This window comes from Kordiimonas sp. SCSIO 12610, assembly GCF_024398015.1.
Taxonomy (GTDB): Bacteria; Pseudomonadota; Alphaproteobacteria; order Sphingomonadales; family Kordiimonadaceae; genus CANLMI01.
In genome coordinates this window covers 2,524,343-2,538,686 of the sequence record NZ_CP073747.1, presented here as the reverse complement: position 1 = coordinate 2,538,686, position 14,344 = coordinate 2,524,343, and the positions used below count along the sequence as shown (strand labels likewise).

Here is a 14,344-nt window from a genome sequence, read left to right as displayed (position 1 = left end):
GTAGCGAAAAACGTTAGTGATATTGGCTTTGGTACCACAGGGCAGCTTGGGTTCTGTTCGATACATCCAACATTTTCATAATTAGATGCATATGAGCCTTTACGGTTCCTTCAGCTATATTAAGTTCAACCGCAATATCTTTATTTGAAAGGCCATTAGCAGCCATTTCCAATATTTGTAAGCGACGCTTAGAAAAGTTTTTACTTAGGTTCTGGTCAGGATTGAGCGGCTTTGGAGACTCTACTATAGGTTCGACGATACTTGGGGCATCAAACCTAGAGCGAGTGGAGAGGTTATCCTGGATCAATGAGGCCATATGGTGAGCGCTTATCCCTCTTGGCACAAAGTTAATGCCATCTTTCTCAAAATGATTAAAACCATCCTCGACGATTGCCAGAATCTTAGAATTTGGACAGATTTGTTGGATTGGGCGCCAGAATATATCTTGCATGTCTGGAAAACACATGGGGTTTACAATGGTTATTGTAACCTCTTTCGAAACTGTAACGGGTAATGATAAAAGTTCTCTGTCTGCCGATATCTCAATAATTTCATCAAAATCATTAGCTGCTTTCAGCAGATGTTTTACACCTAAGCGGAATAGTTCTTCACTATCAATTATCAAAGCTTTCATCGTTACCTCTTTTGATCATACACAAATTTGGGGGCAGGATGACCGCGAAAAATATGTGTTGATCGGATGCTCTGTCGTTCGTTCTTACTGATTTGTTTTCATTATATGTGTGAATTTATAAGTGTATAAATCACTTAATAGTTATTGATATGTAAAGGCTAGGGACGTATCCCTAACCTTTTTGAATGGTTGTCACTTATATCTAACTTATTGATTCTTATTTAGAATCTTGCAGATACAGTCACGTTATATGTTCTACCAATTGGATCACGTTGAATGAAAAACTCATTATTTTCAACGCGACCAAATGTACCATTGTTGTCGAACACATTATTAACAATTCCCCGGATCGTTACGTTTTCAGTCAGCTGATAACGTAGGTTCAGGTTAAATCTGTTAAATGCTGGCAATACAAAATCATTTTGTTGCTCTGGGAAAGCATCTTGTGGTGTTAAGATGTTACCCACTGTACCACTTGTATGGAACAACTGAACGAGAGCACCAAACTTGCCAATCGAGTAGTCGAAGTCAAAACGGCCACGCCAGTTAGGATTAACATCACCAGCTTGTGGGTTCAGACTTTCAACGGATCCGGTTGGGAAACTGTCAAAGCGATCAATATAGTTCAGGTCACCACGGATCGATATTTGACCCCAATCGTAGCCGATAGCGTCTTCAAGTGAGAACGTATAGCCTGCGCGGAAATTCAACTGGCGAAGTTCTGTAGAGGCCAGGTTCAAGTTCGAGAAGAAGCTAAACGCAACCTGTGCTGGGCCTTGTGCGTTCAATGGCTGTCCAGCCGCAGGGCCTACAAGAACGGGTTCACCAGTAATCTGACTGATCCCGTCGCTCGGTACAATAAATGTTCCAGTGCCATCATCTGCGCCGAAGATAAATTGGTTACAAACATTTGTACCGTTTACATCCACATTCGGGAAATCAGAAGAGTCGAAACATGCTGGAAGCGATGTTGCCGGACCGTTCAGACCAACTTGGTTTTCGATGTCGATAGCTACATAGTTAGCTTGGAAATATGAACCAGGCAACCAGCTTGGAGTATAAGCAATACCAACAGAATAACTATCTGATTGCTCGTTTGACAGGAATGGGTTTCCGACAACACCCGCTGTTTCACCAACGTTGATGTTTTGGAATGTATCGCCAAAGTTAGCTGGTAACCCCAATGCCCCAAAGAGCGCTGCACAGTTCTGTGCTCTTACACTTGGATTCGGGCCTTGGTTAATGGTTGTCGATGTACATGGGAATGCACCGTTACCATTTGCAAAAGCAAATTGTAGCGAACCAAATAGCTCTGTTTGTGATGGTGAACGAACAGATTCACTATAGTTAGCAGTCACCAAAAGATCATCGATTGGTCTCCAACGACCTACAACTTGGAAGATGCTATCTGTTACGCCGCTGACGTCATCAATAATATCCTGGAACAGTTCTGTTTCTGATGACTGTGTACGGTTCACAATACGATATGCACCATCAAACTCTAGGCTCTTAATGCCCGGTAGGGTGAAGTCACCGCCAAATACCGGAATACTTGCTTCAATACCCCACTCGACAAATTCAGTCGTTCCTTGTGCTGGAGGTGTATTAGCGTTATTGCCCAAGCCATTCTCAACTTCAAAACTAGGTGTCAGCTGGTTGCTTTCACGGCGATACTCAAACTGAGTATTAAAACCTGCTGTACCGCCTGGAAGTTCAACAATATCGCCGCCAAATTGAGCAGAGTAAAAATATTGCTCGGTAACGTTTTCCGATGTTGCTCTGAATGTTATCAGATCAAGAGCCGCCTGTGATGGTGCACCGTCGCCTAAGATATTTAATGGAATACATGCATCAATCTGGGCTTGTGTTGGTGTTAGGCCAAGATTATTTGCGATGCCACCGAGACCAGGGTTGCGGACCGCAATTGATTCTGGCGCGTCTAATGTTTGCTGGCGACAAACGGTATTTCCATTTTCGTCAGTAACGACATCAAGAGCTAGGAACAGCTCAATATCACGCCTTTGGTCGGTTGTGTTTGTTGTTTCCGAACGGCCATAGACGAATGAAGTTTCCCAGAAGAAATTACGGTCAAAAGCATCGAAATCACCTTTGAAACCAATCGTACCTCTGAACGTATCAGTTTCAGTACTGTTGATATTTACTCTATCTTCGAAGAAGTCTGCGGTATTACGGCTAACCGTAATGAAGCGTGAGCCATCCTGTGTCGCAATGTTGAACCCCTGAGCTTCCAGGTCATTGAGTGTATCAAGTGCTTGTTGGTTAACAAATGGGTTTTCGTCAATGAAGATACGGATACCACCTTGTCCCGACGTTCCGTTAAACTGGGTGTTTGAAGCAGGTTGTGCAACAAGATCAAATTCAGTGCGAGAATATAGGAAATCGGCAAACACTGTAACATTGTCAGTTAAGTCGTAATGACCTGTCGTGAAAATGTTGTAGCGCTCTTGGCCTGCAACGAGTGGTGTTGTTGTGCCATTGAATGCGAGGCCGTCACCGCCGATAACGCTGTTAATGTCTGTAACGCCTGGGATCCGTTGCCCGATATTAAGTGGTACGAGGTTACCGTTGCTTGCAAATTGAAGCGGAACCGCGATACGCGGGAAGATTGCACTCGTCGCTGGATCAGTGTTTGCAATCGTTGGAAATGCATCGGAGTCAGCGAATGTGCCCAGGAAAAGATTCGGGTTTAACCCGGGATTGGAATTAAAGAATTCACCAACTGTTGGACGATTTCGTTGCAATAAGCCAAGAGCTAGAGAGTTCAATTGACCTGCATTGAGGCCATCGATTGCTGCGCCAGGAGAAAGTGATGCGATAACGGCAGCAGGGTCAACACCTGCGGGTAATGATGATGGTGCGAAGAACGCGAAACCAGCGGGGTCAGCACCAGCGCCTGCAAGAGCGCCAGGAACAGGGCCTAGATTTAAAATAGGCTGAATACCACTAAATCCGCCAGTACCGCCTGCGAGGACGCCGCCAAAGGAAATCGTTGGATTTACAATTCCGATAACACTACGGGTGCTTTGGATGCCATCTGCACCTGCTGGGTTAAAGGCAGGCGCTAGTGTACCGCCGCCAAGTAATGTGGAAATTGCCGCTTGTGTGCTGAATGGGTCAAGGTTGCGTGTGCGTCCGTTCAGCGGGTTTGTAATCTCTGCGCGGTTAATGCTCGTGAAAGAACGGTCCGATCCATCCAGGCGAGCTGTGTCGCTATATTCAAGTGATACAGCAAAGTTACCGCGGTCATCGTCGAAGTTTTGGCCATATGCAACTGAAGCTCGGTATGTTTCACCGTCGCCGCGATCAGAAATGCCAAACTGTGTTGTAACATCTAAACCTTCAAAGTCGTCTTTTGTGATAAGGTTAACAACGCCTGCAACGGCGTCAGCACCATATACAGCACCACCTGAGCCGATTGTTGTTTCAGTACGCTCTAGCAATGCTGGGTTAATGATAGAAAGGTCAACCTGCGCGCCAGTGAAGTTTCCAGGAACAAAAACTGTGTTTTGGTTTGTCGCTACAAAGCGGCGTCCATTGAAAAGAGACAATGTTCGCTGTGTACCAAGCCCTAGCACGTTGGGGAATGCAAAGGCGTCGCCGTTTTGGTTGCCTGCATTCGGGTTGTCAACTGCACTGTTGTTTCCAAAAAATGCTGGGTCGTCATTCAGGGCCTGAATTACGTTGGTAAAACCACGATTTTCAATTTCCACAGCACCTGTGATTTTAAGGGGAACACTTGCGTTTTCAGAGGAACGTCTAATCCGCGAGCCTGTTACAACAACTTCTTCTACTTCCTCGTCGTCGGTGCTTGTGTCTTGTGCATATACGTTGGATGATCCAACGACGCCCAAAACAGCTAATAGTGTTGAAGCCGTTCCAAAACGGAAACGAGACTTCCATAATTCTAAACTATTCATTTCTTTTCCTAATATATCCCAAGGTTGAGTATTCTTTATTATGTAAAAGAATTTTCCGCGCGCCTTAGGAGGCGTTCTTATACGGATGTCAAATAGCTAGACGGTAGCAACTATATGAAAACAATAAAATAAATGTGATAAATCGTTATGATAAGATTTTTTGAGTATATAATCTTATGATCTGCTTTGTGTACTGTAAAAGCAATTATAGGTAGTAATAATGTGGTTTTGAGCGAATATCATCTTTATTGAAGGAAAAAGCATAAATATTCAGTTTATATCGGGTTTAAATTACCGCGCGAGTTTATATAGATGTGGGTATTTCGTATGAGCTATATATTGTTCACAATCTCGATGGGTTTCGAGCTGTTGGGATTTGTGGAAAGTCATAAATGTTGCATAAAGGTGACAGTTTTAATGTCATTCTATTCCTAAATACGTATGTAAATTAACATTATTTATACGTGGGAAATAGGGGGTGACGAGTCTTGACAATCGTTTACATGTAAGCGGGAGTTTAGGCGTCGATAAAATAACGTTTAAGCTGATGGATCTGATATTTAATCCTTTGTGATTGGTAGACCTTAACTAAGGTTGGAATAAGTTTCCCGCTTGTCTTCCTATCTGAAATGACAATCCAGCGCCGCAATAGTTCCGTGTAGATAAAAAGTAGCAGTATTTTCTGATCCAATTGAACATTGGTTTGCGCCGTATAACTTTCCGCCATAATCTGTAAGGCAGTTCCTGACTGTAATGCCTTTGTTACAATGTTCGTGTTCATTCGAATTGGATAGGCAACAGTTAGGTAAACAGCTATCCGAGCAATATCATTATATATCGGTGTGTTTTTTTTTGCCCAAATATCAATGCCGTAGGCTTGCTTTCCATCCAGAATAATGTTGGTTGGCGTGAAATCATTATGACTGGTAGTGATTGGTGTAGATATAGAAGGCGTGTTCTTTACGTATCGTTTGAGTGTCGCTAACGCACTTTGAAAATGGTTATTTGATAAAATCTGCGCGGTGGAGTTATATTTATTTACTCGTTTTTCTATGGTTTTAAGGAGTGTATTTGTTTCATAGGTTTGAGATGTAATGGAACTATTTTGATGAAATGTACCAAGCCACTTTGCTGAGAGCGCAATCAGACGCTTTAGTTCTGCTGTGTTCCATAAATTTTTCCACAGATAGCTATGAAGCTCCTGTCCGTGAAGCCATTCCATAACCATTATATTGCTTTTAGGTGTACAGCTATACACCTTGGGGACACGGTGTAAGCATCCTGCGCCTGTCATAGAATCTTGATATAGCACGAGGGCGTCGAATTGCTCTTTTACCGCGTTTTGATTTGCGGATGATTTGTATTGCTTAAGTGCCAATTCCATTTTTGAGATTGGATTGGTTGCTTTATATATATCGCATTCTCTTGATCTAATCACTGGCCCTTCAATATCCCACTGAGTGGAACCATCGATTTCACGAAGTTTTTCTTGAAAAAGCGGGATGATATTTTCGGCTTGGTTCACGTATTGGCCTTCGGTATCTATAAAGTGATCATTTCACAAAATATGGATTTTGAATTTAATGTCCAAAAGAATTCAACAAATTGATTTATTTAGCGCTAATGGTGCTGATTTAACAAAAGGGCCGGACTGGTCGCTGGAAGCGAAGCTTATTAAAGAGGTTGAAGGTCTTGTTTGCGGGGTGGACGAGGTTGGTCGCGGACCGCTTGCAGGGCCTGTCGTCGCGGCAGCGGTTGTTTTAGATCCAAACAATATCCCTGACGGCCTGAATGACAGTAAAAAACTAAATGAAAAAAAGCGCTTTGCATTGGATGAGGCTATTCGGGCAAGTGCAACTGCCTATGCCATTGCGGAAGTCAGCGTCGAAGAAATTGATAAGATCAATATTCTTCAGGCATCGCTGCTTGCCATGCGAAACGCAGTTAAAAATCTCCCTGTTAAAGTGAATGGTGCCTTAGTTGATGGCAATCAAAATCCGGCACTTGATTTGCCAACTGATTTGATCATTAAGGGGGATGGAAGGTCACTTTCAATCGCTGCGGCGAGTATTCTCGCAAAAAATTTTCGCGATAAATTGATGACAAAATTAGGGGAAAGACACCCTGAGTATGGATGGGCATCAAACGCAGGATATGGTGTGCCGAAACATATGGCAGCACTAAAGCTTGTGGGTGTCACGAAATATCATCGAAAATCATTTGCACCGATTCGCAAGATTTTAGATGAGAAAAACTAAACAACTTATTGATTCAATTAAAAGAATCTCTTGACGAAGAATCTGATTCGAATCATAATCTGCTCAAAGTTACACGGAAAACAAACCTGAATCCAAAAAGGATTCCCGGTAACTGGGACGGAGAAAATGACATGACTCAGGCATCGAAGGTTGCCCGTAAAGGGAACCGTTTGACCAAATTATCTATTGATAAAGTTAAGAATAAAATTGTTCAGGGTGACTGTATTGATATCCTGAATTCACTCCCGGAAAAATCTGTGGATGTGATCTTTGCAGATCCCCCTTATAATATGCAGTTGAAGGATACGCTCACACGCCCTGACCAATCTAAGGTCGATGGTGTTCATGATGCGTGGGACAAATTTTCAAGTTTTTCCGCATATGATGAATTCACCTTTCGCTGGTTAGAGGCTGTTAAACGCGTCTTGAAAGATAGTGGTACGATCTGGGTGATCGGGAGTTACCACAATATCTTCCGTGTTGGATCAACGCTTCAAAATCTGGATTACTGGATTTTGAATGATGTGATTTGGCGTAAATCAAACCCGATGCCGAACTTCCGTGGTACGCGTTTTACCAATGCCCACGAAACACTGATTTGGGCTGCTAAATCGGCGGACAAGGGCGGATATACTTTCAATTATGACGCCATGAAAGCAATGAATGATGATACGCAGATGCGATCTGATTGGGTGTTGCCGATATGCTCGGGTAAAGAGCGTTTGAAGTCTGACGGTAAGAAGGCGCATGCAACGCAAAAACCAGAATCGCTTTTGTACCGTGTTTTGATGTCATCAACGAAGCCAGGGGATGTTGTCCTTGATCCATTTTTTGGTACAGGTACAACCGGCGCTGTTGCAAAGCGCTTGGGACGCAACTTCATTGGTATTGAGCGCGAAACTGATTACATAAAGGTTGCCCAGGAGCGTATTTCAAAAGTTGAAAAGCTTGATGATGAAGCACTCGGTTTCACGGAAAGCAAGCGCGCGCAGCCGCGTGTGCCATTTGGTTCCCTTGTTGAGCGCGGTATGATTGAACCAGGTGAAACGCTCTACGATAGTAATAAAAAGTTTGCAGCCCGTGTTCGCACTGACGGTAGCTTGATTACAGACAAAGCCAAAGGCTCTATTCATCAGATCGGTGCCCAGGTTCAAGGGGCCCAAGCCTGCAATGGCTGGACATTCTGGCACGTAGAGAAAAAAGGCGAGTTAATGCCGATTGATATATTCCGTCAGCAAGTCAGAGCTGAAATGCACTAATTGTTCGGTTTTTGAGAGCACTTATGCCCGTTTGTGCTCTCTTGGTGGGGCGTCCCGTTTGCCTGAGGGGATGCCCCATTTTTTATGGGTAAAGTATGGCTTATTGGGTGTTCAGTTTTGCTATCTTTTTGAATACTGTGGGTAGTCCAACAGATTTAAGATCATTCATGGGGTGCCAGAAACCATTTTCTATATTTATTTTGGTTTTTGCTGTGGCCTTCGCCAATTTTGTCTCAAGGTGAAAATGTGTGAATGTATGGGTTGCTATGCCGCTTCCCAGCGCCCATTCAGTATCTAATGGCGCGAAATCAAGGCTTTCTTCTACCGTGGGGTGATTATTTCTCTCAACCCAGGGGCTAGAGAAGAAACCAGGCATTCCACCGAGCAAGCCCTTATCTTGCCTGCGCTCTAGTAAAACGTGACCATCATGTTCAACCCAAAAAGAAATTGCCCGTCGCACAGGCTTTGGCGCCTTAGGTGGCTTCACGGGAAAACGTTCCATATCCCCGTGCTTCAGTGCATCACAGTGCAATTGCCATGGACACAAAAGGCAATCAGGGTTTTTCGGTCTGCATATAGTTGCGCCTAAATCCATCATTGCTTGCGCAAAATCGCCCGGGCGGTCAGTTGGCGTTTTCGCCTTTACCGCACTTTTAATTGCTGGTTTCGCTTTCGGTAATGGTGTTTCGATATAATGTGTTCGACTTATGATGCGTTCAATATTGCCGTCTACAACGGCCGCTGCCTCATTAAAGGCGATAGCGGCAATGGCAGCTGCGGTGTAATCGCCGATACCGGGTAATGTTTTTAATTCCGCTTCTGTTGAGGGAAATACTCCATTATGTTCGTGCGCTATTGTGATCGCACATTTATGCAGGTTTCGGGCGCGCGCATAATAGCCAAGACCTGCCCATTCCTTTAATATGTCTTCTTGTGGTGCCGCGGCTAAGTCCTGAACTGTGGGCCAGATCGTTGTGAATTTCTCAAAATAGCTTTTGACGGTCGCAACGGTTGTTTGTTGCAGCATTATTTCAGAAAGCCATACTCTGTAGGGATCAGGCTGCTCGCCGCTCATGGCCCGCCAGGGAAGAGTACGTTTGTTATGGTCATACCAAGTGAGTAAATCATCTGCATAAATATTCATAGTGCTCTGATAAACCGGCAAAAGTGTATAGTCAAAGGGGCAAATCTTGATCTGTTCATATTGTACAATCTGATTTACTATGTGGGAGTAATTTACAAGCGCCATAAAAGTGATGTCAGAAAATAGCGAAAAACAGAAGCGGTCACCATATTCTAGCAAACGGAAGTTTAAAACACTGTCTGCGGCTAATCTGACGCGACCGTTCACAGATAGGGCGATGCGGGCCAAGGGGTTTGCGCAGGCTGAGGTCATTGTTAAATGGCCGCAGATTGTCGGGCATGATTTATCCAGTTGCTCGCTTCCGGTTAAACTGATTTTCCCTAGAGGTGAAAGAGTTGGCGGTACGCTTGTTGTCAGGTGCGAGTCAGCTTATGCCCCTTTGTTGCAGCATCAGACCACCCGTATCACCGAGATGATAAATACTTTTTTTGGCTATGGGGCAGTTGCAAAAATTTCCCTTCAGCAAGGGCCTATGCCCCTTCAGGCGAGGCGTTTCAAGCAATCAGAACGTGCACTTACCTCTGAGGAAACTCAGAAGCTAGAGACATTGGTTGGAGATGATGAAGCGTCGCCGCTCAAAACGGCGCTCAAAAATCTCGGTAAACAGGTTTTGATTAAAGGCGGAAAGTAATCCTTAAGTTAGAGTTTTATTATTCTGTGAATTAGGCTAGAAGTGACTGGATTTGGGGTGAACTTTTTACGCTTCCTCGCGGATATGACGGTTCTTTGAAAAAAGAGTCGCAAAAAAGAGTTTTACCTGTTTATATACTATATTTAGTGGATGAGATTGCAGAGACCACAAAGGAATGATTAGGATGCAGCGAATTATTGGTTTGATATTTGGTGTAACGTTGATTGCAGCTTGCAGTGAAGCTGAGACCGAATCAACATCGAGTGCAGTCGAAACTGCAGAGTCGACAGCCGTTGTTAACTCTGTTGTTGAGGGTGCTGAAGAGGCAGTTGCCGCTGTTGCTGAAGTCGCGCAGGATGCTGGCGCTCGTGAAGGCGTTTGGGGTGATATCGTATATGGTGATCCAAATGCACCTATTGAAATCATTGAATACGCATCAATGACATGCCCGCACTGCGCAAGCTTTTCATCAAGTATCTTCCCTAAGGTAAAAGAAAAATATATCGATACAGGTAAAGTTAAGTTCCTTTTCCGTAATTTGGTTACTAACCAGGTTGACTTGGCGGCATCTACTGTGGCGCGCTGCTCTAATCAGGAAGTTGCTCAAAAGCTGACAAAAGAATTTTTTGCGAAGCAAAATGACTGGGGCCGTTCCCAGGATCCAATCAGTGCACTTGCTGGTATCGCCCGCAAGGCTGGAATTAGCCGCACTCAATTCGATCGGTGCCTTGCTAATACTGAAATGCACAAAAATCTTGTGAAGATTGGCCAGGACGGTGTGAAAGAATTCAACGTAACAGCGACGCCGACCATCATTGTAAATGGTAGCAAGCTGGATAACTATGCTTTCGAAACAATTGAAAAAGCTGTAGACGCAGCACTTTAGATAAAAACTAATGGCTCGGTTATATGATCGGGCCATTTTTGCCTCTAGTGATTATGAGGTATGGGGATGGGGAGTATTAGCCAAGTATGCGGTTTTCGCGGTTAAGGCTATCAGGATTTAAATCATTTGTTGACCCGACCGAATTATTGATCGAGCCGGGCCTTACGGGTGTTGTGGGCCCTAATGGTTGCGGTAAATCTAATCTGCTTGAAGCACTTCGCTGGGTTATGGGGGAAAATCGTGCGAAATCCCTTAGGGGTGCGGGTATGGATGATGTCATCTTTGCTGGTACGAGCAAGCTTTCCCCGCGTAATTTTGCAGAAGTCACCCTTGTAATCGATAATGTCGATCGAACCGCTCCGGCCGAGTTCAATGACGAAGAATTTATCGAAGTAACCCGCCGGATTGAACGGGAATCTGGCTCTGCCTATCGCATCAACGGCAAGGATGTTCGGCAAAAGGATGTTCAGCTTTTATTTGCAGATGCTGCAACGGGCGCTCATTCACCGGCATTGGTTTCACAAGGGCGAATAGGCAGTCTGATCAATGCCAAACCACAGGACCGCCGAGCGATATTAGAGGAAGCAGCGGGTATATCAGGCCTGCATACACGTAGGAAAGAGGCTGAAAGCCGCCTTCGTAGTGCAGAATCAAACCTTGTTAGGGTTCAGGACGTTATTCAGGCGATGGATAGCCAGATCGCCAGCTTAAAGCGACAAGCACGTCAAGCCATCAGATACCGTGAAGTTTCAAACGATATTAGAAAGGTTGAAGCAAGCGCCTTGTTCCTGAAATGGAAAACCGCATCTGATGATGTTATCAATCAGGAACGTTTGCTCCGCGAGGCATCGAAATTGGTGGCGGATGCACAGGTGGCTGTCAGCAAAGCAACAACCGAACAAACCGAGGTTGCCGCATCAATCCCCGCCATCCGTGAGAAAGATGCAGAAGCAGCCGCAAAATTACAGCGAATAACAATCCAAAAAGATAATATGGAGGCCGAGGCCGCTAGGCGCGGCGAGATGGCGGCATCCTTGGAGGCCGTAATTGAACAAAGTGAGGCAGATCACCAACGTGAAAACGAAATTGCCGAAGATGCCAAAGCGTCTTTGACACGCCTGGACAACGAGCAGGAACGATTACGGGCCGATAAAGAAGGGCAGCAAGCAGCAGAACAGGAAGCCCGAGAGAAGTTGGAAGCATCAGTGCGTGCGGCGGGTAACGCGGAATCCGCGTATGATCAGTTAAGCGAGCAAGCAGCCCAAGCACGGGCAAAGCGCTCGTCACTGGAAAGCGACCGATTGGCAGTTGCCAGACGCTCAGAGCAAATTGAAAGCGAAAAGAACCGAGTTCAACAAGAAATAAGTAGCTTGGAAGAAACAGACGAAATCGCTGCTAAGGTTAGCCAAGTCCAGCAAGAGATATTACAGCATGAAAATGCCCTGAAGGATGCGCAGGCAGCTTTAGTTGCGGCGGAAGCAAAAGTTGGCGAATTGCGTACAGAGTTTCGCACTAAAGAAAGTGATCACTCCGCCATGAATGGCAGGATTAAATCATTGTCGAGTGAAGTTGCAGGACTTGAGCGGATATTGACGGAAGGATCCAAGTCCGATGCTAATCCGATCGCGGATGAGCTTAAGGTCGAAGCCGGTTACGAGCGCGCAGTGGGGGCAGCTCTTGGGGAAGACTTGGAAGCCAGTATGGATCATGCTTCTGATCGGTATTGGAGTAGTGAACAGGCGCAAAACACAGAGGGCACAAAGTGGCCTGAAGGGGTGGAGGCCATAGGGTCATTTGTTACTGTTCCTGACATTTTGAAGAATAGGTTTGATCACATTGGATTAATCCCTGATGCGAATAAGGTTGATACCGTTATCACTAATCTTTCCCCTGGCCAGCGCTTGGTAACGAAGGGCGGCGATGTCTGGCGGTGGGATGGCTTTGTCAGCAAAGCCAATGCGCCAAGTCGTGCAGCCATGCGTTTTGAGCAGAAAAACCGTTTGGAGCAATTGCAAGCTGATCTTACAGAATTGCAAAATGAGCAGGGCAAGCTTGCGACGCTTCTTGAAGAAGCAAAAAGCAAGCTCGACTTTATGCGCCAATCTGAAAATGAAGCACGGCAAAACCGGCAAAATATTGAACGTAGCCTTGGTGAAGCACGTCGAAATCTTGTTGCCGCCGAAGCCGAAGCCGCAAAGAAAGCAGGGCGATTGAACACGCTCCGTGATAGCGTGTTGCGATTGGATAATGACCTCGCTGACACTGTGCGTAGATTAGAAGAAATTGATACAAAATTAAGCGCCATTCCTGAACAAACAGGTTTTGAAGGCGCACTTCAAGAAAAGCGCGTTGAGGTAGAAGAACTTCGTGAAGTTTTATCAAATGCCCGAGCAGCGTTTGATGGACTAAGGCGAGAAGCGCAGGCCCGTGACGACCGTTTGCGTGCTATCTCAACAGAAATGGGAGCATGGAAGCTGCGCGTTAAAAGCGCAGAGAAGCAGGTTAAGTCACTTGTTGAACGATCCTTGGATGCTAAGAAACAACTGGAAGCGCTGAATGCGCGCCCGGAAGATACAGAAGCAGACCGGATAAAATTGCTGGATGCGCTCAAGCTGGCAGAGGAAGAGCGCAGGCAAACATCTGAAACACTGGTTAGTGCAGAAAACACCCTTAAAAGCAAAGACAAAGCCTTAAATGATCTTCAGATTGCTTTAAACGAAGTCCGTGAGCGCCAAATCAGGGGCGAAGGTTCCGTTGAAGCCGCCGTTACGCGGCGTAAGGATATCGCGAGTTTGATTGGGGAACGATTTGAGTGTGCTCCGACAAAGTTGCTTGAAAAGGCTGGTGTAGAAACAAGTGATAGCTTGCCTGACATCATTGTTTTGGAAGACAAACTTGAAAAACTAAAGCGCGAGCGGGACCGCTTGGGAGCGGTTAACCTCCGCGCTGATGAAGAACTGAATGAAATTGATGAGCAACGCATTCACCTCGTCAGCGAGCGCGAGGACCTTGAAGAAGCAATTGCGAGACTGCGTCAGGCCATTAATGGACTTAACCGTGAAGGTCGTGAACGCTTGTTGAAGGCGTTTGATATCGTGAACCAGCATTTCTCTGAACTGTTCACGAGCTTATTTGGTGGCGGTGCCGCTCATCTTAAATTAACGGAGTCCGATGATCCCTTAAATGCTGGGCTAGAGATTTTCGCAAGCCCACCGGGTAAGAAGCTCCAATCACTCTCACTTCTTTCTGGCGGCGAGCAAGCACTGACTGCGCTTGCACTTATATTTGCGGTATTCATAACCAATCCGGCCCCGATCTGTGTGTTGGACGAGGTTGATGCCCCCCTTGATGATGCGAACGTCGAGCGATTCTGTAATTTGCTCGATGATATGATGGAGCGAACTGACACAAGGTTCCTTATTGTGACCCATAATGCTGTCTCAATGTCGCGGATGAAAAGGCTTTTCGGTGTGACGATGGCTGAAAGAGGAATCTCTACCCTTGTTTCTGTCGACCTTGAGCGCGCAGAGGCACTTCGCGATGCAGGTTAGTGGGTAAAACTTATAAAATCCTTTAAAATCAATTAGTTAATAT

The 14,344-nt window shown here is 45.3% G+C and carries 9 protein-coding genes; 5 read left to right on the top strand and 4 right to left on the bottom strand.

The genetic code is table 11. The annotated features are described in order from the left end of the window. Positions 1 to 13: 13 nt before the first annotated feature. The 3 genes from KFF44_RS11975 to KFF44_RS11965 all read right to left on the bottom strand — a co-directional run bounded on the left by KFF44_RS11975 (position 14) and on the right by KFF44_RS11965 (position 6,097). Positions 14 to 634, bottom strand: a complete 621-nt coding sequence (locus KFF44_RS11975) for a response regulator transcription factor (protein ID WP_255934519.1) — start codon at positions 632 to 634, stop codon at positions 14 to 16. A 221-nt stretch (positions 635 to 855) separates the two neighbouring features. Continuing rightward, complete coding sequence (locus tag KFF44_RS11970; protein WP_255934518.1) at positions 856 to 4,572, bottom strand: TonB-dependent receptor domain-containing protein; 3,717 nt, start codon at positions 4,570 to 4,572, stop codon at positions 856 to 858. A 517-nt stretch (positions 4,573 to 5,089) separates the two neighbouring features. After that, positions 5,090 to 6,097, bottom strand: a complete 1,008-nt coding sequence (locus tag KFF44_RS11965) for a phosphotransferase (RefSeq protein ID WP_255934517.1) — start codon at positions 6,095 to 6,097, stop codon at positions 5,090 to 5,092. A 58-nt stretch (positions 6,098 to 6,155) separates the two neighbouring features. Here KFF44_RS11965 and KFF44_RS11960 point away from each other — a divergent pair, with 58 nt between their 5' ends. Together KFF44_RS11960 and KFF44_RS11955 are read left to right on the top strand one after the other, a co-directional pair. Beyond that, positions 6,156 to 6,830: a ribonuclease HII gene (locus KFF44_RS11960; protein WP_255934516.1), complete on the top strand. Its 675-nt coding sequence runs from the start codon at positions 6,156 to 6,158 to the stop codon at positions 6,828 to 6,830. A 131-nt stretch (positions 6,831 to 6,961) separates the two neighbouring features. Then, on the top strand, positions 6,962 to 8,089 hold the full coding sequence (locus tag KFF44_RS11955; protein ID WP_255934515.1) for a site-specific DNA-methyltransferase: 1,128 nt from the start codon (positions 6,962 to 6,964) through the stop codon (positions 8,087 to 8,089). Between the two features lie 100 nt (positions 8,090 to 8,189). Here the strand turns inward: KFF44_RS11955 and mutY are convergent, their stop codons facing one another. Beyond that, positions 8,190 to 9,233, bottom strand: coding sequence for an A/G-specific adenine glycosylase (gene mutY, locus KFF44_RS11950; protein WP_255934514.1), 1,044 nt, complete (start codon positions 9,231 to 9,233; stop codon positions 8,190 to 8,192). Between the two features lie 112 nt (positions 9,234 to 9,345). Between mutY and KFF44_RS11945 the strand changes: the two genes are divergently transcribed. The 3 genes from KFF44_RS11945 to smc all read left to right on the top strand — a co-directional run bounded on the left by KFF44_RS11945 (position 9,346) and on the right by smc (position 14,301). Continuing rightward, a complete protein-coding gene (locus tag KFF44_RS11945; protein WP_255938822.1) occupies positions 9,346 to 9,864 on the top strand; it encodes a DUF721 domain-containing protein in 519 nt (172 codons plus the stop codon). Positions 9,865 to 10,048: 184 nt separating this feature from the next. Next, the gene (locus tag KFF44_RS11940) at positions 10,049 to 10,750 is read left to right on the top strand and encodes a thioredoxin domain-containing protein (protein WP_255934512.1); all 702 of its coding nucleotides are present in this window, start codon (positions 10,049 to 10,051) and stop codon (positions 10,748 to 10,750) included. A gap of 86 nt (positions 10,751 to 10,836) precedes the next feature. Then, positions 10,837 to 14,301: a chromosome segregation protein SMC gene (gene smc, locus KFF44_RS11935; RefSeq protein WP_255934511.1), complete on the top strand. Its 3,465-nt coding sequence runs from the start codon at positions 10,837 to 10,839 to the stop codon at positions 14,299 to 14,301. Positions 14,302 to 14,344: the final 43 nt, after the last annotated feature.

What these genes read in the sequence shown, in the direction of transcription:
- KFF44_RS11945 (WP_255938822.1), top strand. Translation starts at nt 9,346, where the DNA reads ATGTCAGAAAATAGCGAAAAACAGAAGCGGTCACCATATTCTAGCAAA.
- KFF44_RS11970 (WP_255934518.1), bottom strand. Translation starts at nt 4,572, where the DNA reads ATGAATAGTTTAGAATTATGGAAGTCTCGTTTCCGTTTTGGAACGGCT.
- KFF44_RS11955 (WP_255934515.1), top strand. Translation starts at nt 6,962, where the DNA reads ATGACTCAGGCATCGAAGGTTGCCCGTAAAGGGAACCGTTTGACCAAA.
- KFF44_RS11960 (WP_255934516.1), top strand. Translation starts at nt 6,156, where the DNA reads ATGTCCAAAAGAATTCAACAAATTGATTTATTTAGCGCTAATGGTGCT.
- mutY (WP_255934514.1), bottom strand. Translation starts at nt 9,233, where the DNA reads ATGAATATTTATGCAGATGATTTACTCACTTGGTATGACCATAACAAA.
- KFF44_RS11940 (WP_255934512.1), top strand. Translation starts at nt 10,049, where the DNA reads ATGCAGCGAATTATTGGTTTGATATTTGGTGTAACGTTGATTGCAGCT.
- KFF44_RS11975 (WP_255934519.1), bottom strand. Translation starts at nt 634, where the DNA reads ATGAAAGCTTTGATAATTGATAGTGAAGAACTATTCCGCTTAGGTGTA.
- smc (WP_255934511.1), top strand. Translation starts at nt 10,837, where the DNA reads ATGCGGTTTTCGCGGTTAAGGCTATCAGGATTTAAATCATTTGTTGAC.